Here is a 25,533-nt window from a genome sequence, read left to right on the forward strand (position 1 = left end):
TACTGATGAATAGTGTTTGTTAGCTATTGCTAGTATTTATCTTATCAATTCAAGATAGTTAAATTATTTAACATGAGAACAAAAAAGTTATGATGAGTAAATATGAGTTCTTATTACGAATTTCAATGCTTGGACATGGCAAACAGGCCATTTTTGAAAAAATTGGACAACTTTTTGCAAACAATTTACCAAGTTGCATACAAGATGTTTCTATTTTGTTAGATAAACTGGGATTTTCGGATGTTCAATTAACGCTTTTTTATGAAACATCATATTTGCATTTTGAACCAGTCCTTGAATGGTTAGATTCACCCTGCCCACAAAAACACCTTATTGCCTATTGTGATAGTGATTATCCATTGCTACTCAAACAAATTAGCTCTCCGCCATTATTATTGTTTGTTTTAGGTAATCGACAGCTATTGTATTCCCCTCAACTAGCTATGGTTGGAAGCCGTGAATTTAGTGAATATGGGGCCCAATGGGGGCGATATTTTGCTGGCGAACTGGCTATGAATGGTTTAACAATAACCAGTGGTTTGGCGCTAGGGTTAGATGCGATTTGCCATCGTGGTGCGCTTGAGGTATCTGGTCATACGATTGCAGTTTTAGGTAGTGGTTTAGCAAAAATTGCACCACGATCAAATTTAAACTTAGCTAATGATATTTTAGCTCAAGATGGTGCCATTGTGTCCGAATTTTTGCCGTTTGAAAAGGCTAGATCGGTCTATTTTCCTCGTCGAAATCGAATTATTAGTGGATTAAGTTTAGGTACCTTTGTAATTGAAGCTTCAGAGAAAAGCGGGTCGTTAATTACTGCGCGCTATGCACTTGAGCAAAATCGCGATATCTTTGCCTTACCTGGTGATATTAATAATGAAAACTGTAGTGGAACGCATTATTTAATTAAACAAGGTGCCTATTTAGTTTCTAAACCGGCTGATATTTTAGAGCATTATTGTCGTTATTTATCGGTAGCAAATGGCTCGCATAATCAGTTTAAAGAAGAACAAAATAATTCTATTTTATATCCTGAAATTTTTGCTGTGATTCACCATCAACCTATTCCGGTTGATATTATTGCTCAACAAGTAAATATGTCCATTCCGGAAGTAACAATAAAATTATTAGATATGGAATTAGCCGGATTAATTAAAACGGTAACCGGAGGTTATATTCGCAATAGATTAATTTAAAATAGCCGTATTTATGTTAAAAATTTTTAGGAAAGCATGCAGCTAAGTACAAAATCCGCCGATATAAATCGGCGGTAATAATTCGTTTTTTATTTATCTTCAACTTCTAGAGCTATTTCAGATAAGATAATACCAGTGTTATCAGCATAGACAAAATCACCCGAAAAGAAAGTTACTCCGCCAAAATTAATACGAATATCGATTTCACCAACGCCTTGATCTTCAGCACCAACTGGAATTGCTGCCAATGCTTGAATACCAATCTCGGCTTCAGCCAGATAATCAACTTGACGAACAGCACCATAGACAATAATCCCTTCCCAATGATTTTGAACGGCCATATCTATTAGTTCTGCATCAATTAATGCACGACGAACAGAGCCACCCCCATCGATTACCAAGATTCTACCTGAGCCGTCTGATTGTAAAATTTCGTATAGTAACCCATTGTCTTCAAAACATTTAACTGTTACAGCTTGACCTGAAAATGATGCAACACCACCAAAATTACTAAATATCGGTTCAACTACGTTAACATCTTCTGGGTAATAATCGCAAAGAATTGAAGTATCAAACTCCATTATCAAGTCTCCTTGTGCTGTGATATAAGTTTACTTAGTATAACGCTAACATTAAGTAAAATGATATTAAATTTAAATAAACGTGAACTAGCTCAAAATAATTCCTAAACAATAAAGTAAATTTGTCAATAAAGCAAATTTGACCATCTGTAATAATAAAGGTACAGCCTCTTTATGTGTCTTAAATTGAAAAACAGCATAAATATGTTTAATAAATAGTGGTAAGGTTAGTATAAATAAACCGCTCCATACTGTTTGTAAACAGTTGTATGCAAATAAACTAAGACAACAAAACGCAATAAGTAATAACAATAGATGATAATATCTTCCCATATTTTTACCCATTATGACCACTAATGTACGCTTATTATGATTTTGATCTATTTCTATATCACGAAGATTATTGATGTTAAGTACAGCAACAGATAATAGTCCGCAACCTAAAGCGGGTAAAATAATCGGTAAAAAAAGTACTTTGGTTTGCAAGTAGTAACTACCCATAACCCCAATCAAGCCAAAGAAAAGAAGTACTGATAGATCGCCAAATCCAATATAGCCGTAAGGTTTTTTACCTATGGTATAAGTTATGGCTGCAATAATAGATAAGAGTCCTAATAATATAAAACTAAATAATTCATAAATATTATTACAAGCAAGTATAAGTAAACTTAGCCCAAATGAAACACATAAAAAAGTATTAATCCATAATGATATTTTTAGCTGTTTAAGTGTAATTAAACCCAATTGTATTCCACGAGTATGGGCGGTAAGATTGTTTTGATCACTCCCTTTAATTTCATCACCGTAGTCATTGGCTAGATTAGCAAGAATTTGTAATAATGAAGCGGTAATTAATGAAAATAGTAGTATCCAAAAATTAAATTGGTGTTGCCAATAAGCTAACGCATTTCCTATTAATACTGCCGAAAGAGAAAGGGGCAGAGTTTGTAACCGTAAACTAATAATCCATGGATGAAATTTATTATACATTCAGTACATTATTTATAGTGAAAGCTATTAATCATAATAACAGCAATACAAAAAAAGTTCACGGTATTGATGATAAAAATATCTCTAATAACTTTCAGATTATTTCCAATTATATGCTGGATCGATATTAATCATTTAGCTGCGCATTTTGAAATATCGCAACGTTTTCATTTTTCTAAATACTCTTCTAACTTTTCCTTCACGTAATGCTGATACAAATATACCAAGTGTACTATATATTACGCCAAGTAAAAGTATCATCAATATGTTCAGCCAGTTATCCGATAAGCTTAGCCCCATTTGATTCACACCTGCAATCATATTGGTTGCCCAAGTTGAAGGTAGAGAATAAGAAACACATCGCACCCATACAGGCATGGCACTAAGTGGCCAAATAGTTCCTGAAAGGTAGAAAACCGGCGTGGTTAAAAATGCCAATGTAAGGTATATCATCTCTGTACGGCGTAAACATTCAGTGAGTAATTTACTCAAGCCCAGCGCACCAAGCAATAGTGGAAATGTCATGATAAGTATTTCTGGAATACTGGCCAATTGCCGATAGCCTAGTACCCAAGGCCATAACCCAAATAGCACAATAGATAAAAATAACCAAATAGGTAATAACCCACATAAGCTGCCAAACATGACAATTTTAGGTGGTTTGCCTTGGGGTAGCGAATTGAGGGTGATATTAGTACGCGTTGAAGCAATTAAAAAAGAGTGCTGCAACAACATCACTAATAACCCAGGAAAGGTAATTGCAGCAAAACTGATACCTGCATTATAAAGGGGTTCGGTTTGACTTTTGATAGGCGATAAAATGATATTGATCTGTTCTTCTGAAAATCCATTATTACGCATTATTTTGGTATTATATTCAGTTAATATCTGCTGATAAATCCCTTTTATATCAACTTGTATTAGACCATTAGCTAGGCGACTTGAAGCATCACCATATGCAGGAATGGTAACTTCCTGACCGCTTATTAAACGTTTTTCAAAATCTCTAGGAATAGTTATCACAGCAAAAATTTTGCGATGATTGATATCATCATAAGCTTGTAGTGAGCTTTCGTAGATAATTGTATCAATTTTTGAGCTGGTTTCTAAAGAGCGGATTAAACCGCGGCTAGTTGGGGTATGATCTTGATCCACAATAGCTACCGGTAAATTGGTGATGGTGCCATTGATATAAACAAGACTCATTAATGACACAGACAATAGCAACAATAACCACATTGGTCGCCCTAACAAAAGGAAAAATATTCTTATAAATGAAGACCAAAAAATCTTAATCATCTAAATCTACCCTCTCACTGTGAATGCAAACGCCTTACTAAGCGCTTTCTGACTAGCAAGGTAATAATTATTGGATAGATCATTAAAATACCACAAGTTTTTAACACCGAAAAATAGCTAGAATGACGTAAAAACAGATCGAACAGTTTATTTAGTGCATAAGTTAATGGCTCAAGAGAAGAAATAAACCTAGCAATCCATGGCATAGATAGTTCAGGCACAACAACACCAGAATAAGTTAATGCAAGCCCAACTAAAAGACCTATATAGGTATAAGCATTAATGGGGGTTTTAGTAAATGTGTATAGCAAAATACCAATGCTTTGTGCAGCAATAACATAGAAAAATACCACCGTCATCATGGCAAAAGGGGACCCTGATACACGCGCATTAGAAAACAAAACGAGCATGGCAATTTCAAAAATAAGCAGCATGGTAAACCAAATTGTATAAGGTGCTAATTTTCCTAAAACAAAAGGGTAATTAGCACGCGTTCGCTTTGGTAATTGCGCTAAAATATGAATTGTTGTAGTTACAACAAATAACTGCAATAAATGTACTACCGCTGAAAATTGTTGGAAGTACATAGAGTTACCACTGGCATTAAATAAACCATCATAATTAAAATTCACTTTAGCCAATGGTGGAACCGGCATGCCAATGCTTGTCGCCATGGTGGTGCGATATTGCGTATTGAGTGTTGCTATCAACCCTGAATAATCCATGATCGAATATAAACCAGCACTATAATATAAAGCATTATAGTAAAGCATTGGCGTTGGTTGGCGACCTGATAATACATCCGCTTCAAAATTAGGTGGAATATAAAGCAACGCATAAATTTTCGCTTTTTGTACATCACGCTGAGCATCTAAAAGTTGGTCGTTATAATTGATAAGATCCGCATGCGCTGCAGCATTGAGATTACGAACAATTTCACGCGACAACGTACTCTTATCGTGGTCAATATAGCCTACTGGCAAATCTAACAATACACCTCGATAGAAGATGCTACTAATTAGAAAAAAAATAATTAGTGGCATAATCCACATTAACCAATGAAATGTAAATCGCCTAAAAATTTGCGGTATTTCATCATTAAATGCACCTTTAAAACGGTGCCAGAAATCTAACATTATTGGTCCAACTTCCATAATGTGCTCATACCAGCACGTAAACCTTTAACTGGTGCAACAGGATAAAGCCTTACTTCAAAAGTTTTCAAATCAAAATCTCCTGTAGCCCTTGTTGCGCGTTTCGTTGCATAATCGCCCATTGGGGCTATATAACGAATTTCAGCTTCAACCTCTTTTTGATTAAGCGCGGGCACTTCAAGCGTAATGTGATCGCCTTTACGAATATTAGACATAATATCTTCACGTAGGTTAAACACAAAGTAAGCTTGAGGGAGTTGAATCACAGTTAATAATGGGCTATTAGCATTAAATAATTCACCTACTTCAGCAGGAATAGATCCTATTTCACCAGCGACTTGCGCTTTAACTTGTAAATCATCATATTGTATTTGTAGCTGTTTAAGTTGTTCCTCAACTTCTTCTAATTTGGCTGCATAAATTGCACGTTGTTCAACTCGATCACCATTTTTAGCTTGGTCTAAATTAGCTTGTGCTGATTGAACCTGTTGAAAGGCTGAATCTCGTGTTTTTAAAGCATTATCTAAAATTGATTGAGAAACATAACCTTTGGCCGAAATAGTTTTGTTACGATCATATTCTTTGGAAGCATTATCATACGTTACTTTTGCTTGCTCTAAAATGGCTTCGTAATAACGAATGCTTTCTTCACGTGTTCCATGATCTGAAAGAGCTAATTGTGCTTTTGCTTGGTCTCGCGCAGCTTCAGCAGCTTTAACCTGAGCTAAAAGTTCTGGGCTATCGAGTGTAATAAGGACATCATTAGGTTTAACATCATCTCCACGACGGACATGGATGACTTGTACTCGACCTTTGGCTTTAGAGGCAACACTAACATTTGGTGCATCGACTTCACCTTGTAGAATAAGTTGACTGTTATGTGAGCGAATTAAGATCGTCATTGATATTAAAATAACGATTAACGCAATACTAGTAAAAATTTTTTTGTTCATAAAATTTTGTATAGAGTGGTAGTAAAGAGATAAGACATAGAGAATTAAATTTATTATATGCTTGGTCAAATAAACATACGTAAATTTTCGTCTCCGCATTGCACGAAAAGTGCTTTATTTTTACTGCTAATGCCAATTTAATTTAAAAATCATACAATATCAATACTAATTTACTATTACAGCAAGTAATCGCTGTAAGTCAGCTTTCTATACTTGATTAAGATAATTTTTAATGATTACAAACCACCACTTTAATAGATTTTATATATAAATGATATCAGTCAAAAGAAATAGATAAAAACCTAGTTATTTAGTATGATATTTTTAAAGAAAATGATAAGGCATTAAAATATGAAAAAAATAGTTATTATTGGTGGTGGTGCTGGGGGATTAGAACTAGCAACAGACCTTGGTGATAAACTAGGCAAAGGTGACCAAGCCGAAATTACGCTGATTGATAAAAACAGTTATCACTTATGGAAACCACTATTACACGAAGTTGCCACAGGCGTTTTAAACGAACAAGCGGATAAAATCGATTATGCTGCACAAGGGCAACAACACAATTTCCAATTTAATCAAGGTACTTTTACTAATCTTAATCGTGAAGAAAAACAAGTTATTATTGAAAACTTAAATCACGAGTCTGTTTCTATTCCGTATGATATTTTAGTTATGGCAATAGGCAGTACTTCAAACGATTTTGGTACACCTGGTGTTAAAGAACATTGTATCTTTTTAGATGACCAAAATGCTGCAATTCGTTTACGTGAAACTCTTATTGCAAAATTTGCTAGTTTTTGTTCAATTATTGATAAACATGAAGCAACTAATGAAGATAAGATTCGTATTGCTATTGTTGGTGGTGGCGCAACTGGAGTTGAATTAGCTTCCGAATTACCTCATATGGTTGAAACATTTGGTGCTTGTGGCCAAAATAAAATGTGTTCAGATGTGTTGGATATATCGGTTATTGAAGCAACTGATCGTATTTTACCAGCATTACCTGAAAAAACAGCATTAGGTATTACCGAAACATTACAAAAACGTGGTATTCATGTGTTAACCAAAACCATGATAACTAAAGCGGAAAGTGATGGCTTTTATCCAAAAGAAGGCGATACTATTAACGCTGATATTATGATCTGGACTGCGGGTGTAAAAGCACCTGACTATCTAAAAGATATTGCTGGTTTAGAATCAAGTCGTTCTAATCAACTTGTAGTTAAACCGACGCTACAAACAACACGCGATGATAATATTTTTGTTATTGGTGATTGTGCTTACGCGATGCAAGACAGCGGACGAGCCGCTCCCGCTACAGCACAAGCTGCACATCAGATGGCAAAAATCTGTTTTGAAAATATTGTTAACATGTTAAATAATAAGTCAATGAAATCGTTTAATTATACCGATAATGGAACGATTATTTCCCTGCATGATACAGCACAAGGTGTGGTTAAAATTGCAGGAAAACGAGAAATGAATGTTAAAGGATTTTTTGCTTTAACTATTCATCGCCTATTGTATCGTATGCATCAAGCAAGCTTATTGGGTATTTTCAAAACAATCCGATTTGCTAAAGCTAGCAAAGAAATGTACAAAAGTAAATTTGCATCTATCTTTACTCATCAAGATTAGGTTCTTCTCCTTTTGATAGCTACTTACAAAATACCTTTGATAAGTAGCTATTTATTCAAAATAGGTATAGCATTATTGATGTATATACGTTTTGTTTTAGTGTCTATGCTGTTTTTAATTCACTTTAATTAGTATTGCTAGCTATAAACATTTTTCCATCTTCACAATCAGAATAAAACCTCGCTACTAAGCAAACAATAAACTCGCCATGCAGCCATATGGGTATTATTTTTATTAAAAAATAGAAAACGTTACGATAATAAGATGCCTTTATTAAGAAATAGTTGTTTTATCACTTTCTATGTATCATTCACCATAGCTGATAACGGTTGATAAGCAATGGTAGGATTAAAGCTAGTTTTAAAATAACGCTAAATTCTTAACTGGTGCAAAGCTTTTACGATATAGATGATTAATACCGTGTTGTTCGATTGCCGCTAAATGCGCTTTAGTCGGATAACCTTTATGCTTAGCAAGACCATATTGTGGATACAACTTATCCAGCTCAACCATTTCACGATCACGTGTAACTTTAGCCAAAATTGAAGCAGCGCTAATCTCTGCTACCAATAAATCGCCTTTAATGACCGCTTGAGTTTGAATACCAAAATCAGGGCAACGATTACCATCGACTAATACAAAATTGGGTTTAATAGATAAACCTGATACAGCACGCTGCATTGCTAGCATAGTGGCATGTAATATGTTTAATTTATCTATTTCATCCACTGAAGCGCGGGCAATATTCCACGCTAAAGCATCCTGTTTGATTATATCAAATAGCTGTTCTCGCTTTTTTTCGGTCAGTTTTTTAGAGTCAGTTAAGCCTTTAATTGGCTTGTTAGGATCTAAAATAACCGCAGCAGTGACCACATCACCACACAGTGGGCCACGTCCTACTTCATCGACGCCTGCAATAAGTGTTATATCTGGATAAGTAAAGTCTAACAACAATGTACATCCTCTAATACATCAAGTACTGCTTTAGCCGCTTGTTCATCGGCATTACAACGGATTTGTTTATGCAAAGATAAAAATGTCTGTTTTAGCTCAGAATTATCACCTTCTAATAAGGGAATAATGTGATTGGCGATATTTTCAGGTGTGCAATCTTGCTGTAATAACTCTGGAACCAGAGCTTTACCAGTTAAAATGTTAGGTAAAGAGACATAAGGTGTTTTAATTAATTTTTTAGCAAGCCAAAAAGTCAAAGGTTTCATCTTATAACCTACAACCATAGGACATTTGGCTAACATACATTCTAGTGCCACAGTACCGGAGGCTAAAATAGCAGCATCACTGGCAATCATTGCTTCACGGGCATGACCATCTAATAATTGTATGTCAAGTTGTGGGGCAACTTCTGCTTTAATCTGTTCAAACTCTTTTCGTCTTTTTTCATTCACTAATGGCACAACAATATGTAAATTAGGATAACGTTGACGTAATAGTTGCGCAGCCGCTAAAAAAGGAGCAGATAGTAATGTCACTTCAGCATGACGACTACCCGGTAATAATGCTAAACAGGGGCAATCAGTCGGAACACCTAATAGCTGACGCATGGCTATTTGATCGGGAATAAGGGGAATGTCATCCGCCATTTTATGACCAATAAAGCGGCAAGGCACATCAAATTTATCATAAAATGTTTTTTCAAACGGTAAAAAAGCTAAAATAAGATTGGTATTACGTTTAATTTTGAAAACCCGTTTTTGCTTCCAAGCCCAAACAGAGGGGCTAACATAATGAATGGTTTTAATTCCCGCTTGCTTTAGCTTACCCTCTAGGGAAAGATTAAAATCAGGTGCATCAATACCAATAAATATATCGGGTTTAAGTTCAATTAAACGTTTAGTGATATCTCGGCGAATAGATAAAATACGGCGTAATCGTCCCAATACTTCAACAATGCCCATAACCGATAATTCATCCATTTCATACCAAGCCCTACAACCTTCGGCTTGCATTTTTGGACCAGCTATACCAACAAATTTAATATTGGGATGATAATTTTTTAGCGCACAAATTAATCCTGCGCCAAGAATGTCACCAGAGGTTTCTCCAGCGACTAAGGCAATGGTTAATGGTTTATTGGTCATTAACGGATAATGCCACGCGTTGAGCGTGCAAAAAAGTCAACAAAGAGTTGGGCTTCAGGATATTGTTTGGCAAGGGTTGCAATTTCAACTTTGGCTTCGTCTAACATTAAGCCATTTCGATAAAGGATTTTATAGCTATTACGAATTGCCTGTAAGGCATCTTTACTAAACCCTCTGCGTTTTAAGCCTTCGTAATTCACGCCATGCGGTGTTGCGTGATTACCTTGAGCAATAACATAAGGAGGAACGTCTTGCGCAACGCCAGAACAACCACCGACCATTACATGTGATCCAACCACACAAAATTGATGAACAGCAGTCATACCACCTATAATGACATAATCGTCTAATTGAACATGCCCACCTAAAGTAGCATTATTTGCTAAAATACAGTGATTACCAATATGACAATCGTGAGCAACGTGCGCATTGATCATCAATAAATTATCACTACCAATACGAGTTAACTCACCACCTTGAACCGTACCACGGTGAATAGTTACGCTTTCGCGAATCATATTACGATCACCGATTTCAGTGCGCGTTGGCTCTCCACGATATTTTAAATCTTGGTTTACTTCACCAATTGAGACAAATTGATAAATTTGGTTATCTTTACCAATTTTGGTGTGACCATTGATGACAACGTGTGATTTTAAAAATGTGCCGTCACCAATTTCAACATTTTCACCAATAAAACAAAAAGGACCAATTTTGACGTTATCGCCGATTTTAGCACCTTTTTCAATGACTGAACTTGGGTGTATTTCTGTTGCCATAGTATTTCCTTAAAACAATTTGGAATATGTAAAATACCAAATGTTATTTACGAGCACACATCATTTCAGCTTCGCAAACTAACTTGCCATCAACGGTTGCAATACCATGGAATAGCGCAATGCCACGACGCTCTTTAATATATTCAACATCCAACACAAGTTGATCACCAGGTACAACAGGACGTTTAAAACGTGCTTTGTCAATTGAAGCGAAGTAATAAAGTTGCCCAGGAGATAACTCTTCAATGCTTTTAAATGCTAAAATTCCTGTAGCTTGTGCCATTGCTTCTAAAATTAATACACCTGGGAAAATCGGTTTATTAGGGAAGTGCCCCTGAAAGAATGGTTCATTTACAGTAACATTTTTTATCGCTTTTAATGTTTTACCTTTTTCATAACTAAGTACACGATCAACCATTAAAAATGGATAACGATGGGGTAATAAACTGATAATTTCTTCAATATCAAGGGCATTAAGTTCGGTAGTCAAAATAGCTATCCTTATACATTATTTGCTATAAATTTTATACATTATAACTGAGGAAGCCTCTTTCACTCAAGGATGATTTAAATAGCGGGTTTTATTTATTCCATTATATTGATCCTATGTTAATATAACTTAATTAAATAAATGATTTGTAAATACTATATTATCCCATACAAAATCATATATAATAATGTAAATAATTAGTTAAAAAAGTTTATAACTTGGAGAAGTAGAATGAAATCATTGATTAAAATGACATTAGTAAGCAGTGCGATTGTATTAGCATTAACTGGGTGTGATGATAAAAAATCAGCTGACACTAATAGTTCCACAACTAATCAAATCACAATTTCAACTGATGCACAGAAAGAAGCATACGCGTTAGGTTCATCATTTGCAACATACATGAAGTCAAACTTAGAACAAAATGAAATCAAACCAGACCAAGAATATTTGATTAGCGGTTTTAATGAAACCTTCCGTGATGCATCACAACTTTCAAAAGATGATGTTAAAGATATCTTAGATGCGTTTGGAAAACGAATTCAAGAAGAAAGCAAAGCGCGTTTTGAAAAGGAAAAAACTGAAAATACAGCAGCAGGTGATAAATTCCGCACAGAATTTGCTAAACAAGATGGCGTACAACAAACCAAGTCAGGATTACTTTATCAAGTCATTAAAGAAGGTTCTGACCGTCATCCAACTGAGCAAGACACTGTTATTGTTCATTATTCAGGCACATTAACGGATGGACGTAAATTTGATAGTTCCTATGACCGTGGTGAGCCGGCAACTTTTCCACTTAATGCTGTTATCAAAGGTTGGACTGAAGGAATTCAATTGATCGGCGTTGGCGGCAAGATTAAACTGGTTGTGCCACCAGAGTTAGCTTATGGTGATCAAAGTCTTCCTGGGCAACAAGATAAAGCCGGCATTCAACCAGCATCAACGTTAGTGTTTGAAGTTGAATTGCTTGGTATTGATGGTGATAAAGCTGAAGAATCAACACCAGTTCAAAATCAAGAGCAATCTGAACAATCAGCTAAATAATTTGATTAGTTCACTAAGCTATACACTTGTTGTTATGGGTCCTGCTTATGGGACCCAATCTGCTTATTGTGCGTATCAATTTGCACAAGCCTTACTATCGAATACTCCTCATACTATTAAGAATATCTTTTTTTATGCCGATGGTGTTTATAATGGCAACCGCTATACCGATCCCGCTAATGATGAATTTAACTTAGTTTCGGCATGGCAAGAATTATCTCAAAAACACGCTTTTGCGTTAACGGTTTGTGTAGCAGCAGCACAGCGTCGTGGCATTATCGAAAATAACCTAGCTGATCATTTTCAATTAACTGGTCTTGGTGAATTGAGTGAATCAATTGCAACAACAGATCGCACTATTCAGTTTTAAAGTTAGGGGGGAAAATGAAAAAAGTAGCAATAATTATTAGCTCGCCACCTCATGGAAATGCCAAAGGTCGAGAAGCACTAGATATCGCATTGGCGACCTCAGCTTTTAACCAAATTTCTGTTTTTTTTGTCGATGATGGTGTATTTCATTTGTTACCTAATCAGCAACCAGATCAAATTTTAATGCGCGATTATATTGCAACTTTTAATATGCTTGAACTTTATGACGTTGATGATGTATATGTATGTAAATCATCCCTTAAATCAAGAAAGCTAACCCTGATACCTCGTAATATCCCGAGTAAAGAGATTGATACGCTGTCGATAGCTCAATTATTAACCGCTCAAGATGTAATATTGCGATTCTAATTTTATACTGAAATATAAAATATCACGCCACAACAAGATTTATATCCAAACAAAATCACTCAGAAAGATAATTGATTTTATTTAATTTTTTATTTTTTTAAATCAAATAAATAACCCACGCCATTTTTTTCGATGCTTAAATAGAGTGGGCTATAGTTTCATTTGATTTAGTTTTTTGACTAAACTAATTTTTTCATTTGATCAGCAATTTTTTCAGCTTGAGTTCCAACAATAATTTGTGCGCCAGTCTTACCTAACTTAATCACTGCCATTGCACCAAGCGCTTTGGCCGCTTGCTCATCAATAAGATCTGAATCATTCACCCCTAAACGTAAGCGTGTAATACAAGAATCAATATTGGTTAGATTTTCTTTACCGCCAACAGCAACTAAATACTGCTCTGCAAGTTTCGATGTATCACCAATTGCTTGTTTTTGCTGAGTGTTTCCGGTTGATGAAACTGTGGTATCTTCATCTTCACGACCTGGTGTTTTAAGGTTAAATTTAACAATCACAAAACGGAATGCAACATAGTAAACAATAAAGAACACTAAACCTTGAAGTATAAGCATATACCAATGTACAGCAAGTGGGTTACGACTGGAAAGTAACATATCAACTAAGCCAGCACTAAAGCCAAACCCTGCAATCCATTGCATTGCAGCTGCAATATAAAGTGAGATACCAGCTAAAACAGCATGTAAAACATAAAGTACTGGTGCTACAAACATAAACGCGAATTCTAACGGTTCAGTAACACCGGTAAAAAATGCAGCAAATGAAGCAGCTAACATAATTGAAGCCGTTTTATCTTTATTACCTTTTTTCGCGGTATGGTACATCGCTAATGCCGCGCCAGGTAGACCGAACATCATAACAGGGAAAAATCCAGCTTGGTAACGACCAGTAATACCCACTGTTGCTAATCCATCTTCAATTGATTTTTGCCCACCTAAGAAGTTAGGAATATCATTGATACCCGCAACATCAAACCAAAATACTGAGTTTAAAGCATGGTGTAAACCGACAGGAATAAGTAAACGATTGAAAAATCCATAAATACCTGCACCAACAGAGCCTAATTCTTTAATATATTTACCGAACGCAACAAGTGCATCATAGATAGTTGGCCAGATAAAATATAAAACAGCAGATACTAACAACATAACTATTGAGACAATAATAGGAACAAGTCTTTTTCCGCTGAAAAATGATAGCGCTTTATGTAATTCAACCTGACTAAAACGATTATAAAGTTCGGCGGCAATAATACCAACAAGAATACCGATAAATTGGTTATTTATTTTTTTGTATGCAGCAGGGACTTGTCCTAGCCAGTCATCTGCTTTTGTATCAATACCATTAAATAGTGCAATCGAGCTAGGAGAAAGTAAAGTTGTAACCACTAAAAAACCGACTAAACCAGCAAGTGCGGCTGCACCATCTTTATCTTTAGACATACCGTAAGCCACACCAATAGCAAAAAGTATAGGCATATTATCAATAATTGCGCCACCCGATTTAATTAAAAACGCAGCAATAATATTATTTTGTCCCCAACCGTTAGGGTCGATCCAATACCCTATTCCGAGTAGTATTGCGGCTGCGGGTAGTACTGCGACAGGCACCATCAGTGAGCGCCCGATACGTTGCATATAAGCTAAAATTCCCATAAGTTAACCTCATATATTTTTAAGGGCATATAAAAAATGTCATAAAATTTTACATTTTTAAACGATGATAAGTAAGACTCCTTTATTTCACTCTATATTATTTTACTTCGCAAATTAATTATTACTTTTTTGTGACAAAAATCACTATATTTTTTGATTAATTGTCTTAATATAGTACAATTAATCCAACATATTTTACTTTTAAAAAAAAGAATTTATTTAATTATATCAAAAGAGGTGATATCTCATGAGACTTATTCCTTTAGACAATGCACAAGAAGTCGGTGCTTGGGTTGCACAGCGTATTGTGAATAAAATTAACCAATTCAAACCAACCGCAGACCGACCATTTTTACTAGGCTTACCAACAGGAAGCTCACCGTTAGTCATGTATCAACAATTAATTAAACATTATAAAGCAGGTCATGTTAGCTTTAAACATGTTGTGACTTTTAATATGGATGAATATGTTGGACTTCCAGAAGATCATCCGCAAAGTTATCACACATTTATGTACGAAAATTTCTTTAATCATATTGATATTGATAAAAACAACATCCATATATTAAATGGTAATGCGCCAGATATTGATGAAGAATGTCGTCAATATGAAGCGAAGATCAAAGCTTATGGCAAAATCAATATTTTTGTAGGTGGGGTTGGTCAAGATGGACATATCGCATTTAATGAACCAGGATCTTCGCTTTGCTCTCGTACTCGTATCAAAACATTAACTGAAGATACACGCATTGCCAATTCTCGCTTTTTTGATAATGATGTTAATCAAGTACCAAAACATGCACTAACTATCGGAGTTGCCACTTTAATGGATGCTCAGGAAGTGATTTTATTAGTTTGTGGTCATAACAAAAGTTTAGCGTTACAAGCTGGTGTTGAAGGTTCTGTTAATCACCTTTGGACAGTAACTGCACTACAAATGCATCCAGCTTCAATTATTGTTTGTGATGAACCAAGTACTGATGATCTTAAAGTGAAAACACTAAAATATTTTAAACAAATGGAAGCTGATAATCTTAAAGTGACCGTTTTATAAAGGATAAATCAATGTACGCATTAACAAATTGTCGTATTTATACAGGTTATGAAATTCTTGAAAATCACGCCGTTATTATCAACGGAGATAAAATTGCACAGATCTGCAAACAAGACGAGTTACCTGGGGATATTAAAATTGAAAATTTACAAGGTGCAATGGTTGCACCTGGTTTTATTGATATTCAAGTCAATGGCTGTGGTGGGGTGCAATTTAATGAAACACTTGATGCACTAAGCATTGAGACATTAGAAGCAATGCAAGCCACCAATCTTATCTCGGGTTGTACAAGTTATTTACCGACTTTAATTACATCAACTGATGAATTTATGATAAAGGCGGTTAAAGTGATGCGTGAATATTTAGCTACGCATACCAATCAAGCGCTTGGTTTACACCTTGAAGGTCCCTATATTAGTCTAGAAAAGAAAGGGATCCATGATGAAAATATTATTCGTCAGCCTTCGCAAGAAATGATTGATTTTCTATGTGAAAATGCTGATGTCATTAAAATTATTACCTTAGCACCAGAAAAAGTTGAAAGTCATTTTATCAAGCAACTGGTTAACGCAGGTATTCATGTTTCTGTTGGGCATTCCAATGGTCATTATGATGATTGTCGTCGTGCATTTAACGATGGTATTCGTTTAGGAACTCACCTATTTAATGCCATGCCTTATATTTCTGGACGCGAACCAGGCGTAGTTGGTGCAATTTATGATGAACCTGAAGTGTATGTTGGCATTATTGCTGATGGTCAACATGTCAGTTGGGCAAATATTCGCAATAGTCACAAAATTAAACAAGATCATTTAATCTTAATTACCGATGCAATGCTACTTGCTGGCTCTAATTTAGAATCTGGCATATTTGCAGGTAAAACCATTTATTATAAAAATGGACGCTGTGTGGACGAAAACGGCACTCTTGGTGGTTCAGCATTAACCATGATTGATGCAGTAAAAAATGCTGTGGAATATGTAGGCATTGCGTTAGATGAAGCGTTAAGAATGGCAACACTTTACCCTGCCAAAGCAATTGGTGTGGATAAACATCTTGGTAGTATTAGTGAAGGCAAAATTGCAAACCTTGTTATCTTTAATCGTGACTTTACGGTTGTGAAAACGGTTGTTAATGGAGAAATGAATCGCTAGAATATCAGATAATTAATGAAAAATATTGAGTAATATATGACATTTAATTATCTGAACTTAGTTGGTAATGCTGAATTAATCAAACAGCTAAATTATGCAATGATTTATCGTTTGATTGTTCAGCAAGCGCCTGTTTCTCGTATTCAATTGGCCGAAATTAGTCAATTAGCACCAGCAAGTATTACTAAAATAACCCGCCAACTTCTTAAAAAGAAATTAATTAAAGAAGTCGATGCCCAGCAATCAACAGGGGGACGACCTGCGGTTTCAATTGAAGCTAAATTTGGACACTACCAAGCCATTGCTGTGCAATTAAGCCGTTCTCATGTCACCATTGAGCTTTTTGACTTAGGGGCTAAATGTCTTGCGTCAAACACATATCCAATTACCAATTTTACCCAACGAAAAGTACAAGAATATTTAATTACATTGATTAAAGAATTTATTGAGGAAAATAGAAAAAAAATAAAACATTTAGTTGCAATATCCGTTGTACTTCCTGGCTTAATTGATTCTGTCAATGGCGTTATCCGTTATACGCCACACATTCAAGTGAAAGAGTGGGCTTTAGCCAAAGTCCTACAAGAAAAATTTAATGTATCTATTTTCTTAGGTAATGATATTCAAAGTTTAGCATTAGCTGAAAGTTATTTTGGATCAACACAATATATTGATGATTCAATTTTAATTCGTGTACACCGTGGTGTAGGCTCTGGCGTTATCGTTAATCAGCAACTACTTACAAACCATAATCAAAGCGCTTGCGAAGTTGGGCATATTCAAGTCGATGCATTAGGTGAACGCTGCCATTGCGGTAATTTTGGTTGTTTAGAAAACCGTGTAGTGAACAAAGCCATTGAATACCGAGCTAAACAGATGATTGAACAAGGTTATGTATCCAAATTGACAGCCAAGCACTGTGACATTAATCATATCTGTCAATACGCCAATCAAGGTGATGAGCTAGCTATAAAACTAGTTAAAGATGCTGGTGAAAACCTTGGCAGAGCAGTTGCAATTATGGTAAACATATTTAATCCCCAACGAATCGTATTAGCCGGTGAACTCACCAAGTCGCCCGAAATACTATTAAACGCAGTCAATAGTGCATTAAACGCTCAAAGCTTAGAAGATTTACGCAAAAACCTGACTATTACTTGCTCATCACTTAATGATAGATCGGCAATTGGGGCATTTGCACTAGTGCAGCAAGCTTTATTTAATGGATCGTTATTAATGACATTATTAGACGATACACAACAGTAATCTATTGTGATAAAAAATAAAGCCCGACCAATTAATCGGGCTTTGCTATATTATTTCTAAATTTAGGCTAAAATGCGTAACATTCTTCGTAATGGTTCAGCCGCACCCCATAATAATTGGTCACCCACTGTAAAAGCAGAAAGATAATCTTTGCCCATATTCAATTTTCGTAAACGCCCAACCGGTGTTGTTAACGTACCAGTAACAGCTGCTGGCGTTAATTCCCTCATGGATAATTGACGATCATTAGGTACGACTTTTACCCAATCATTATGAGCGGCAAGCAGTTTTTCAATTTCGGGTATACTGATATCTTTTTTCAATTTAATGGTAAAAGCTTGGCTATGACAACGTAGTGCCCCTATACGAATACAAAGTCCATCAACTGGAATAATTTGACTAGTACCTAAGATTTTATTGGTTTCAGCTTGTCCTTTCCATTCCTCTTTGCTTTGACCATTATCAAGCGCCTTATCGATCCAAGGAATTAAACTACCGGCTAATGGCACACCGAAGTTATCAGTAGGCAAGCTACCATCCCGCATTTTTTGGGTCACTTTTCTCTCAATATCTAAAATAGAAGAATGCGGATTTTGTAACTCTTTGGCAACCTCAGCATTTAGCATGCCCATTTGAGTAAGTAGTTCACGCATATGGCGCGCACCACCACCTGAAGCAGCTTGATAAGTTGAAACCGAAACCCAATCAACAAGATTTTCAGCAAATAAACCACCGAGAGACATTAACATTAAGCTCACAGTACAGTTACCACCAACAAAGGTTTTAATACCTTTATCTAAAGCAGCATCAATGTTAGCTTTGTTCACTGGATCGAGCACGATAATTGCATCATCAGCCATACGCAATGTTGATGCTGCATCAATCCAATAACCTTGCCAGCCCGTTGCACGTAATTTTGCATAAATCTCGGAGGTATAATCACCACCTTGGCAAGTAACAATAATATCTAACGCTTTTAATGCATCAATATTATCTGCACTTTGTAATGTGCCTGTTTTACCGCCAAAAGTAGGAGCAGCTTGACCTGCTTGAGAAGTAGAAAAGAAAACTGGATTGATATAATCAAAATCGTGTTCTTCAACCATACGTTGCATAAGAACAGAACCTACCATTCCACGCCAACCGACAAAACCAACATTTTTCATATTTTATTTCCAAAAGTAGATGTTATAAAAAGATATTTTCACTATTAAAGCAAAATATCATCATAAAACAAGTCAGATAAGAATTATTTTTGTAGGCAGGGATATAATAACATGGTGTTATATATTGAAAGAGAAAACAATTACAATAACCAACGGGAAAAATGAATCATCATCTGCAACCAAATACCGCTTCTAGATAATACATTCACTACTTTAACAAATTGATCCATTTTTTATTTATTGAAATGATTCGGTTACTAGGGTCTTTGATCTTTCAATAAAAAAGAAAATAAAAGACATAAAGATGTCGTTATAATGCAACTCATAAAAAGATAACAATAACAAATAGTTACACATACAACAGGTTAACAGATAACAACTAAAAAAAGCTACAAAAATTAATACTAAATGCAGGTCAAATTTACAATAAATAAGTGCATCGCAACAACTAGAAGTGTATTTTATATCGAATGCGGATTAGCTTTCCTAGCGAGATATTCCAACGAAATTTGGGAGCTGGAGTACGATTTAGCAACATTTTATCTCTTGTCAAAAAAAGGCATATTGAGGAAACTATTTAAATTTATTAAAGAGGCGCTAGATTTAGAATAAAAATTTATTAATGGAAGCATCGTTAAAGCCCATCAACATTCAACAGCTGGATATCGCCTGAACAATATAAACAACAATATTACCGAAACGGAAAAATGATAGGTGTCCACTGTCTAATATTTTGGCGAGGATCACTATTTAATTATTAATTAGTTAAATAAAGCATAGATAACACGTTAATATGCCAGTAAGTAGTTTATCTATACTATTATACAGTTGTTATTTTTCAGCTATTAATAACAGTTTTAACTTGTCAAAATAAAATGTTGAATAGATAATAACATCATGAAAAGATGAAACTTATCTTTTTGTAAGAATAAATTAGTATTTCACGATTTATCCTTTTTATTTGAAATAGGATTTAAAGTGGGTAAATAATCAGTAAATATAGAAACAAATAATACAATAAGGAAAGAAATAATGAGTGTATCTTCGAGAAAAAAAATGGCCACTACTGAACAGAGTGATTACTCGATTAGACAGAGACAAAAAACAGCTAAAGTGGAAAACCCGCTTGATAAAATTAAAGAAAATACTTTTTTTAAAGTTATTTTTTCAGATAGTCTTTCCCTTGAACAAAAAGTAGAAGAAGTCACTCACATTTTAGAATTTACCGATAATAAAGAAGCAGATCGGGCTAAAATTCAAGAATTTGATACGTTCAAGGAATATCTACAATCTATTTCAGAAGAGATGTCTAAACAGCGTATCGAGATGACCGATACCGAAGTATTTGCTGAGTTACAAAGAGTTTATGCGGATTTTAATAATGATCTTAATGACTTTATTGAAAAAATAAAACCTCTTACCGAGCTTACCGATGCATTGTATAACTTACGCCAAAATGGTGAAACTCGAAATGCTTTAGCTCAAATCAAAGCTGATCAACAGTGGGATGAAGAAAAAACTGCACAAAAAGCAAGTGTGCAAAGTGAAATTACAAATATAGAAAAACAAATATCAGGACTACAAAAAGAAATAGTTTTATTGCAGCAAGATAAAACATTCTTTGGCTTTGGGAAAATTAAAGCTTTATCAAAAGAAAAAATTGATCTTAATGAAGAAAAAATTACTCAGTTAAGAGAACAAATTCAAAATAAGAATAAAGCGTTAAATGATATCCAAACAGAAATTACACAACGGCATGAGCAACGTAAGGAATCACTGGATGTTGAAAAATTAAAAGAGTTGCTGAATTTAACTTCAGAACAACATACATTGCGCCAAGCAGATATGGTTGAATCAGCGTTAAAATTTGTTAATCAAGGCAAAGAGCGTTTTGGTGCTATTCGTAATCATCTTGAAAAAATGGTTAAACAAATTGAAGGACTTAGTGACAATAATGGCAATATGATACAAATTTATGCCATTATGAACGAAGCCACTAAAAAAGTTGAAAAAGTCCATAGAGAACGTAGGCAAGAGCTTGAAAATAGAGATGTTGGTGATAATTTGTTAGAGTCAATGAAGCTTGATGAGGCTAGACGCAATTTAGATGAACATATCGACACAGTGTCAACTGCAACGGTTGATACCATGCAGACCTATGGTGAATTAACAACAGAAGCCATCAAAATTCGCAATATGCAAGCAGCAACGAAAAAACAAGTTGAAAGTGCAAGAGCAATGCATTCACGAGGTATTGCATCGGTGGCCTCACAACTTAGTGTTGTGGTAACTGCCGTTAACTCAGCAGCGATTAATGAGGCACAATCAATGGCAGGTAATACTTTAGCCGAAATGACTCGAGTTACAAATGATATTGCAAAAAATGAAGCAATTCGAATTGCAACTGGGCGTGATGAAATTAATAACGATTTAGAAGCTATGTTACAAAACTTAGCAGAGTTTGGCGATACCCAAAAAGAAGCGACTGAAATCACTCGTTCAGCACTAGAAACAATGCGTGCGAATTTAGAAGAAATTGAAAAAATGTCTAAAGACGTTCAAAGTGATACGCGAGAGTTTATTGCGGTGACAGGCGATGTTTTATCAGAAAAATCTGAAACTAAAAAAGAAAGCACTAGTGGCACAACCTCACCTTTTAAACTGTAATAAAGGAACGCATAATGTTGTTAGTTAGAGGGCGTGAATATTTAGCGCAATATCCTAATTTTACCTTAGTAGGTAGGGAACATGATTTAGAACGAATATCGTCTATTCTAATTCGAAAATCATCAAATTCACTTTTATTAACAGGGCCAGCGGGGGTAGGTGTTTCAATGCTTACCCTTGGTTTACAGGCTATTAAAAATAGTCCAGATACACCATTTGATTTGATTGTAAAAAAATTATTTTGGTTGAATTGCGATGCGCTCTTTTCGAGCGGTGATAGTGCTAAGATTAATAATGAATTTCAAAGTATCTTAAAAAAGTTAATGCAAACGCCTGAATCTGTGTTAATTATTACCGATACAGCTAATTTTTTGGAGGGGGCACATAATACTGGTAATGCTCATTTTATTAATGCGTTAAATAACATCGATAAATCAAATAATTTTCAAGTTATTTTGGAGGTGCGAGACGATAAGCTAAGTAGTGTATTAAAAGCGAGTACAAAAATACCCGAACTTTACACACTTTACGATGTTAAAGAGCCGGTTGGTGATGATTTAAAAGATATTGTTTCTGTGGTTGCAAAAGATCTTTCTGATCATCATAAAATTCAAATTAATGAAGATGCTATTGATGAAGCAATACACTTAACTAGTAAATATCGCGATAGCTTAGGTTTGGGTGGAGCACAACCTCAAAGAGCGATTTCATTACTTGATCGCGCACTTGCTAGTTATCGACAACTAACGCATAAACAGCATCCAAAAATTGTTGAATTAATGGATAAAATTGCAAGAAGTACCAATGAAACTGAGCAGCAAGATTTGCAACAACAACTTGAACAATGGCAGAAAGATTGGCAAGAATTGAAGTCAGAAATTAATAAAACTTATCAATATCAACGTGATGCTGAAACATTACGCTTCCAATTGCAAGATGAAATCACTCAACTGCAAGAAGAAGAGGATAACAACAATAATTCACAGCCGACTACCGTAAAAACATTTGCTCAGTTTACGGCTGGCGGATTTGATTCTCCTTCAGTAGCTAAATTAAAAGAAAAGATTCGACAGATTGATGCAGAAATTGCACAAAATAACGAGCGACACAAAAAATTAGTCATGTTAGCTAATAAAGATTTGCGACTAGATCGCCAAGAAGTGATCACTGAATTTAGCAAAGTTTCAGGAATTCCGGCAAATAGATTGGATGAAAATGAAGTTGAAAACTTGATTAATTTAGAGACAAATTTATTATCTCGAATCTTTGGTCAAGATAGTATTGTCAAACACGTAGCCAATTCGGTAAAAGTTGCTAAAGTTGATGCGCTACACGAATCTGGTCCAGCAATGTCTTATCTATTTTTAGGTCCATCGGGCGTGGGTAAAACCGAAATGGCTAAAGCCTTAGCACAATATGTCTATGGTGACGAAAAATCGTTGGTTCGTTTTGATATGTCTGAATACATGGAAAAACATGCTGTCGCTAAATTGATTGGTGCACCACCAGGATATGAAGGATTTGAGGCTGGTGGAATTTTAACAAACTCAGTTAGAGCAAAACCCGTTGGAATCTATCTGTTTGATGAGATTGAAAAAGCACATCCTGATGTATTTAATATCTTTTTACAGATCTTATCGGATGGACGGTTAACCGATAATGTAGGTCGAACAGTCGATTTTTCTGATATTATGATTATTATGACCTCAAATATTGGACAACCTTACTATTTAGATCCGAACCTTTCTAATGAAGCTGCATGTGAATTGGCGACAAATGAACTCAACAATACTTATCGTTCTGAGCTGCTTAATCGTTTTAATGGGAGAGAGAATATTCTCCATTTCAAACGTCTTCCGATGGACGTTATTGAACGAATTATTTGTCGTGAAATTGACAAACTGAATCGAGCATATCAACCACGTGGTGTCACTGTAGAGATATCAGATTCTTGTATAAGTGCATTTTGTCATGACCATTATGATTTAATTCGTGGTGCTCGGGGATTGCCTGGTTATATTAAAACAAATATTAGGCCATTTATCGTAAATCATATTTTACAAAATCCTCTTGATAAAGGCACATTCAAAGCAGTTTATAATCAAGATACACATAGTTTTGATATGACATTTTGTAAAATTTAAAAAGGGCAAATAGAAGTACTTTTTACAAACTGTTACCTTTAGTGGTAACGGTTTGTGGAAAATTACCTAAATAGGTTTCAATGTTACCCGTTGGGTATTCAATGTTAGAGTATATTATTATAATTCCCCCTTTAAAAAATTAAGGGGTATTATGCTAGATGAAAGTCAGAAAAGGTTAATGGGATAGGTGTTGATAAAGTGTAATAATACCAATCAGAATAAGTACCAAGCCACCTAAAAATTCTGCTCGCTTTCCAATTAAACACCCTAATTTATTGCCTAGCAATAGCCCAATGGTAACCATTAAACAGGTTGCTATGCCAATCATTGTTGCAGCAAAACAGATATTGACACTTGCTAATGCCAGTCCAATCCCAACAGCAAATGCATCAATACTGGTTGATATCGCTGTAAAAATTAATATTAAAGAAGATTTTTTTGATGAGGTTACTTTATCATCTTGGCAATCTTCATCAGAATTTTTAAAACTATTGTAAATCATGTTAATACCCAAAAATAACATGACAGTAAAAACAACCCAATGATCCCATTGTTCGATATATTGCAGTGCAATATAGCCAATTAACCAACCCAGTAATGGCGTAATAGCTTCAACAACACCAAATAAAATACCGACTTTGAGTGCCCCTAAAAATGGGGTTGATTTAAGCGAAACTCCACGACATACAGCGACAGCAAAGGCATCGGTTGACATAGCCAGTGCTAACAACAAAATAGCCCAAAAACTCATGACATATACTCTTGCTTTACATTATATTAATTATTATTGAATAATAATTCGTTACGATTTATTTTTTTGTTACTGAAAATAAATAATTTGCGACTTTTATATCGCCTTTACCTTGATATAGTTCAGCGGTTTGTTTGACGCTATCTCGACGGTTTGCATCATATTGAAAAAGTAGGTTAAACATTAAGTCAGCTGTTTTTTTATCTTTATTTTGGATAGCACAATAGCCATATTGCTCATAAGCATCGGCTTTCCAACGGTGGCGATCTAAATCAAGGCTTTGCTGAAATTGCTGCTTTGCTTCTTGATAACGATCCCGACCACATAAAAAAGAACCATAATGCACATGATATAATCCATTACCTGGTTGCATTTGCGTAATACGTTTGTAAATTATTTCAGCTTCGTTGTATTCGCCAATATGTTGATCAAACATTGCCATAGCTAACATAACTTGAGGATTATTTGGTGAATATTGTGCCGCTAATTTAAGATTATAATGTGCTGCTTTGATATTTTCAGCTGATTCATTTGCTTTAGCAAGATAACCTAATCCAAGTCGCATTCTAGCTAAAGCCGCCTTTTCTGGATCAAACTCATTGCTATTTTTAATTTGACAGCCCGATAGCATCACAATCAAAAAACAACTAGATATAATTAACGATTTTTGCATCTATTCTTCCTTTATAAA

Annotated in this window: 23 protein-coding genes; 10 read left to right on the forward strand and 13 right to left on the reverse strand. The window is 35.1% G+C overall.

Annotation, left to right across the window (positions count from 1 at the left end):
• Positions 1 to 89: 89 nt before the first annotated feature.
• Positions 90 to 1,196: a DNA-processing protein DprA gene (gene dprA, locus GQ593_RS06050; protein WP_202115388.1), complete on the forward strand. Its 1,107-nt coding sequence runs from the start codon at positions 90 to 92 to the stop codon at positions 1,194 to 1,196.
• An 89-nt stretch (positions 1,197 to 1,285) separates the two neighbouring features.
• On the opposite strand, the gene rraA is transcribed toward dprA, so the two are convergent.
• From rraA to GQ593_RS06075, 5 genes are all read right to left on the reverse strand, one after another.
• Complete coding sequence (gene rraA, locus GQ593_RS06055) at positions 1,286 to 1,777, reverse strand: ribonuclease E activity regulator RraA (RefSeq protein ID WP_160431239.1); 492 nt, start codon at positions 1,775 to 1,777, stop codon at positions 1,286 to 1,288.
• Positions 1,778 to 1,864: 87 nt separating this feature from the next.
• Entirely contained in the window at positions 1,865 to 2,767 is a 903-nt protein-coding gene (locus tag GQ593_RS06060; RefSeq protein WP_160431240.1) for a 1,4-dihydroxy-2-naphthoate polyprenyltransferase, read from the reverse strand.
• Positions 2,768 to 2,902: 135 nt separating this feature from the next.
• Positions 2,903 to 4,063 carry an ABC transporter permease gene (locus GQ593_RS06065; RefSeq protein WP_370737829.1) on the reverse strand — a complete coding sequence of 387 codons (1,161 nt, stop codon included), beginning with the start codon at positions 4,061 to 4,063 and terminating at the stop codon, positions 2,903 to 2,905.
• Between the two features lie 17 nt (positions 4,064 to 4,080).
• Positions 4,081 to 5,202, reverse strand: coding sequence for an ABC transporter permease (locus GQ593_RS06070; RefSeq protein WP_202115390.1), 1,122 nt, complete (start codon positions 5,200 to 5,202; stop codon positions 4,081 to 4,083).
• Positions 5,202 to 6,173 (reverse strand): HlyD family secretion protein, encoded by a 972-nt coding sequence (locus GQ593_RS06075; protein ID WP_085247591.1) that lies wholly within the window; start codon positions 6,171 to 6,173, stop codon positions 5,202 to 5,204. The genes GQ593_RS06070 and GQ593_RS06075 overlap by 1 nt, the downstream gene beginning before the upstream one ends.
• Positions 6,174 to 6,524: 351 nt before the next feature.
• On the opposite strand from GQ593_RS06075, the gene GQ593_RS06080 reads away from it, so the two are divergent.
• Positions 6,525 to 7,814 (forward strand): NAD(P)/FAD-dependent oxidoreductase, encoded by a 1,290-nt coding sequence (locus GQ593_RS06080; RefSeq protein ID WP_160431242.1) that lies wholly within the window; start codon positions 6,525 to 6,527, stop codon positions 7,812 to 7,814.
• A gap of 360 nt (positions 7,815 to 8,174) precedes the next feature.
• Here GQ593_RS06080 and rnhB read toward each other — a convergent pair whose 3' ends face one another.
• From rnhB to fabZ, 4 genes are read right to left on the reverse strand one after another with little or no spacing between them, the layout of a single operon-like run.
• Positions 8,175 to 8,765, reverse strand: a complete 591-nt coding sequence (gene rnhB / locus GQ593_RS06085; RefSeq protein WP_085247593.1) for a ribonuclease HII — start codon at positions 8,763 to 8,765, stop codon at positions 8,175 to 8,177.
• On the reverse strand, positions 8,759 to 9,913 hold the full coding sequence (gene lpxB, locus GQ593_RS06090) for a lipid-A-disaccharide synthase (RefSeq protein ID WP_160431243.1): 1,155 nt from the start codon (positions 9,911 to 9,913) through the stop codon (positions 8,759 to 8,761). Before lpxB ends, rnhB begins: the two co-directional genes overlap by 7 nt.
• A complete protein-coding gene (gene lpxA, locus GQ593_RS06095) occupies positions 9,913 to 10,692 on the reverse strand; it encodes an acyl-ACP--UDP-N-acetylglucosamine O-acyltransferase (RefSeq protein ID WP_160431244.1) in 780 nt (259 codons plus the stop codon). Before lpxA ends, lpxB begins: the two co-directional genes overlap by 1 nt.
• 43 nt (positions 10,693 to 10,735) lie before the next feature.
• Positions 10,736 to 11,182: a 3-hydroxyacyl-ACP dehydratase FabZ gene (gene fabZ, locus GQ593_RS06100; protein WP_085247596.1), complete on the reverse strand. Its 447-nt coding sequence runs from the start codon at positions 11,180 to 11,182 to the stop codon at positions 10,736 to 10,738.
• Between the two features lie 231 nt (positions 11,183 to 11,413).
• Here fabZ and fkpA point away from each other — a divergent pair, with 231 nt between their 5' ends.
• Genes fkpA through tusC form a run of 3 tightly spaced genes read left to right on the forward strand, consistent with a single transcriptional unit; the run spans position 11,414 to position 12,967 of the window.
• Positions 11,414 to 12,229: an FKBP-type peptidyl-prolyl cis-trans isomerase gene (gene fkpA / locus GQ593_RS06105; protein WP_160431245.1), complete on the forward strand. Its 816-nt coding sequence runs from the start codon at positions 11,414 to 11,416 to the stop codon at positions 12,227 to 12,229.
• Between the two features lie 4 nt (positions 12,230 to 12,233).
• Entirely contained in the window at positions 12,234 to 12,599 is a 366-nt protein-coding gene (tusD, locus tag GQ593_RS06110) for a sulfurtransferase complex subunit TusD (RefSeq protein WP_442903593.1), read from the forward strand.
• A gap of 14 nt (positions 12,600 to 12,613) precedes the next feature.
• On the forward strand, positions 12,614 to 12,967 hold the full coding sequence (gene tusC, locus GQ593_RS06115; protein ID WP_160431247.1) for a sulfurtransferase complex subunit TusC: 354 nt from the start codon (positions 12,614 to 12,616) through the stop codon (positions 12,965 to 12,967).
• A gap of 179 nt (positions 12,968 to 13,146) precedes the next feature.
• On the opposite strand, the gene nagE is transcribed toward tusC, so the two are convergent.
• The gene (gene nagE / locus GQ593_RS06120) at positions 13,147 to 14,640 is read right to left on the reverse strand and encodes an N-acetylglucosamine-specific PTS transporter subunit IIBC (RefSeq protein ID WP_160431248.1); all 1,494 of its coding nucleotides are present in this window, start codon (positions 14,638 to 14,640) and stop codon (positions 13,147 to 13,149) included.
• Positions 14,641 to 14,887: 247 nt separating this feature from the next.
• Here nagE and nagB point away from each other — a divergent pair, with 247 nt between their 5' ends.
• The 3 genes from nagB to GQ593_RS06135 are packed head-to-tail and all read left to right on the forward strand — an operon-like array spanning position 14,888 to position 18,114.
• Positions 14,888 to 15,694 carry a glucosamine-6-phosphate deaminase gene (gene nagB / locus GQ593_RS06125; protein ID WP_160431249.1) on the forward strand — a complete coding sequence of 269 codons (807 nt, stop codon included), beginning with the start codon at positions 14,888 to 14,890 and terminating at the stop codon, positions 15,692 to 15,694.
• 11 nt (positions 15,695 to 15,705) lie between these two features.
• On the forward strand, positions 15,706 to 16,848 hold the full coding sequence (gene nagA, locus GQ593_RS06130) for an N-acetylglucosamine-6-phosphate deacetylase (RefSeq protein ID WP_160431250.1): 1,143 nt from the start codon (positions 15,706 to 15,708) through the stop codon (positions 16,846 to 16,848).
• Between the two features lie 36 nt (positions 16,849 to 16,884).
• Positions 16,885 to 18,114, forward strand: a complete 1,230-nt coding sequence (locus tag GQ593_RS06135; protein WP_160402178.1) for an ROK family protein — start codon at positions 16,885 to 16,887, stop codon at positions 18,112 to 18,114.
• Between the two features lie 62 nt (positions 18,115 to 18,176).
• Here the strand turns inward: GQ593_RS06135 and asd are convergent, their stop codons facing one another.
• A complete protein-coding gene (gene asd, locus GQ593_RS06140; RefSeq protein ID WP_085247604.1) occupies positions 18,177 to 19,280 on the reverse strand; it encodes an aspartate-semialdehyde dehydrogenase in 1,104 nt (367 codons plus the stop codon).
• Positions 19,281 to 20,312: 1,032 nt separating this feature from the next.
• On the opposite strand from asd, the gene GQ593_RS06145 reads away from it, so the two are divergent.
• Together GQ593_RS06145 and GQ593_RS06150 are read left to right on the forward strand one after the other, a co-directional pair.
• Positions 20,313 to 21,947: a hypothetical protein gene (locus tag GQ593_RS06145; protein WP_160431251.1), complete on the forward strand. Its 1,635-nt coding sequence runs from the start codon at positions 20,313 to 20,315 to the stop codon at positions 21,945 to 21,947.
• Positions 21,948 to 21,961: 14 nt separating this feature from the next.
• Positions 21,962 to 24,091 (forward strand): AAA family ATPase, encoded by a 2,130-nt coding sequence (locus GQ593_RS06150; protein WP_160431252.1) that lies wholly within the window; start codon positions 21,962 to 21,964, stop codon positions 24,089 to 24,091.
• Positions 24,092 to 24,266: 175 nt separating this feature from the next.
• Here GQ593_RS06150 and GQ593_RS06155 read toward each other — a convergent pair whose 3' ends face one another.
• Both GQ593_RS06155 and GQ593_RS06160 read right to left on the reverse strand, forming a co-directional pair.
• Positions 24,267 to 24,842 (reverse strand): manganese efflux pump MntP, encoded by a 576-nt coding sequence (locus GQ593_RS06155; RefSeq protein ID WP_160431253.1) that lies wholly within the window; start codon positions 24,840 to 24,842, stop codon positions 24,267 to 24,269.
• 58 nt (positions 24,843 to 24,900) lie between these two features.
• On the reverse strand, positions 24,901 to 25,515 hold the full coding sequence (locus GQ593_RS06160) for a tetratricopeptide repeat protein (protein ID WP_160431254.1): 615 nt from the start codon (positions 25,513 to 25,515) through the stop codon (positions 24,901 to 24,903).
• Positions 25,516 to 25,533 lie beyond the last annotated feature (18 nt).

Source organism: Gilliamella sp. Pas-s25 (assembly GCF_009795885.1).
In the GTDB taxonomy this organism is placed as follows: domain Bacteria; phylum Pseudomonadota; class Gammaproteobacteria; order Enterobacterales; family Orbaceae; genus Gilliamella.

Coding starts and splice junctions, on each gene's coding strand:
- dprA (WP_202115388.1), top strand. CDS start 90: ATGATGAGTAAATATGAGTTCTTATTACGAATTTCAATGCTTGGACAT.
- rraA (WP_160431239.1), bottom strand. CDS start 1,777: ATGGAGTTTGATACTTCAATTCTTTGCGATTATTACCCAGAAGATGTT.
- GQ593_RS06060 (WP_160431240.1), bottom strand. CDS start 2,767: ATGTATAATAAATTTCATCCATGGATTATTAGTTTACGGTTACAAACT.
- GQ593_RS06070 (WP_202115390.1), bottom strand. CDS start 5,202: ATGTTAGATTTCTGGCACCGTTTTAAAGGTGCATTTAATGATGAAATA.
- GQ593_RS06075 (WP_085247591.1), bottom strand. CDS start 6,173: ATGAACAAAAAAATTTTTACTAGTATTGCGTTAATCGTTATTTTAATA.
- GQ593_RS06080 (WP_160431242.1), top strand. CDS start 6,525: ATGAAAAAAATAGTTATTATTGGTGGTGGTGCTGGGGGATTAGAACTA.
- lpxB (WP_160431243.1), bottom strand. CDS start 9,913: ATGACCAATAAACCATTAACCATTGCCTTAGTCGCTGGAGAAACCTCT.
- lpxA (WP_160431244.1), bottom strand. CDS start 10,692: ATGGCAACAGAAATACACCCAAGTTCAGTCATTGAAAAAGGTGCTAAA.
- fkpA (WP_160431245.1), top strand. CDS start 11,414: ATGAAATCATTGATTAAAATGACATTAGTAAGCAGTGCGATTGTATTA.
- tusC (WP_160431247.1), top strand. CDS start 12,614: ATGAAAAAAGTAGCAATAATTATTAGCTCGCCACCTCATGGAAATGCC.
- nagE (WP_160431248.1), bottom strand. CDS start 14,640: ATGGGAATTTTAGCTTATATGCAACGTATCGGGCGCTCACTGATGGTG.
- nagB (WP_160431249.1), top strand. CDS start 14,888: ATGAGACTTATTCCTTTAGACAATGCACAAGAAGTCGGTGCTTGGGTT.
- nagA (WP_160431250.1), top strand. CDS start 15,706: ATGTACGCATTAACAAATTGTCGTATTTATACAGGTTATGAAATTCTT.
- GQ593_RS06135 (WP_160402178.1), top strand. CDS start 16,885: ATGACATTTAATTATCTGAACTTAGTTGGTAATGCTGAATTAATCAAA.
- asd (WP_085247604.1), bottom strand. CDS start 19,280: ATGAAAAATGTTGGTTTTGTCGGTTGGCGTGGAATGGTAGGTTCTGTT.
- GQ593_RS06145 (WP_160431251.1), top strand. CDS start 20,313: ATGAGTGTATCTTCGAGAAAAAAAATGGCCACTACTGAACAGAGTGAT.
- GQ593_RS06150 (WP_160431252.1), top strand. CDS start 21,962: ATGTTGTTAGTTAGAGGGCGTGAATATTTAGCGCAATATCCTAATTTT.
- GQ593_RS06155 (WP_160431253.1), bottom strand. CDS start 24,842: ATGAGTTTTTGGGCTATTTTGTTGTTAGCACTGGCTATGTCAACCGAT.
- GQ593_RS06160 (WP_160431254.1), bottom strand. CDS start 25,515: ATGCAAAAATCGTTAATTATATCTAGTTGTTTTTTGATTGTGATGCTA.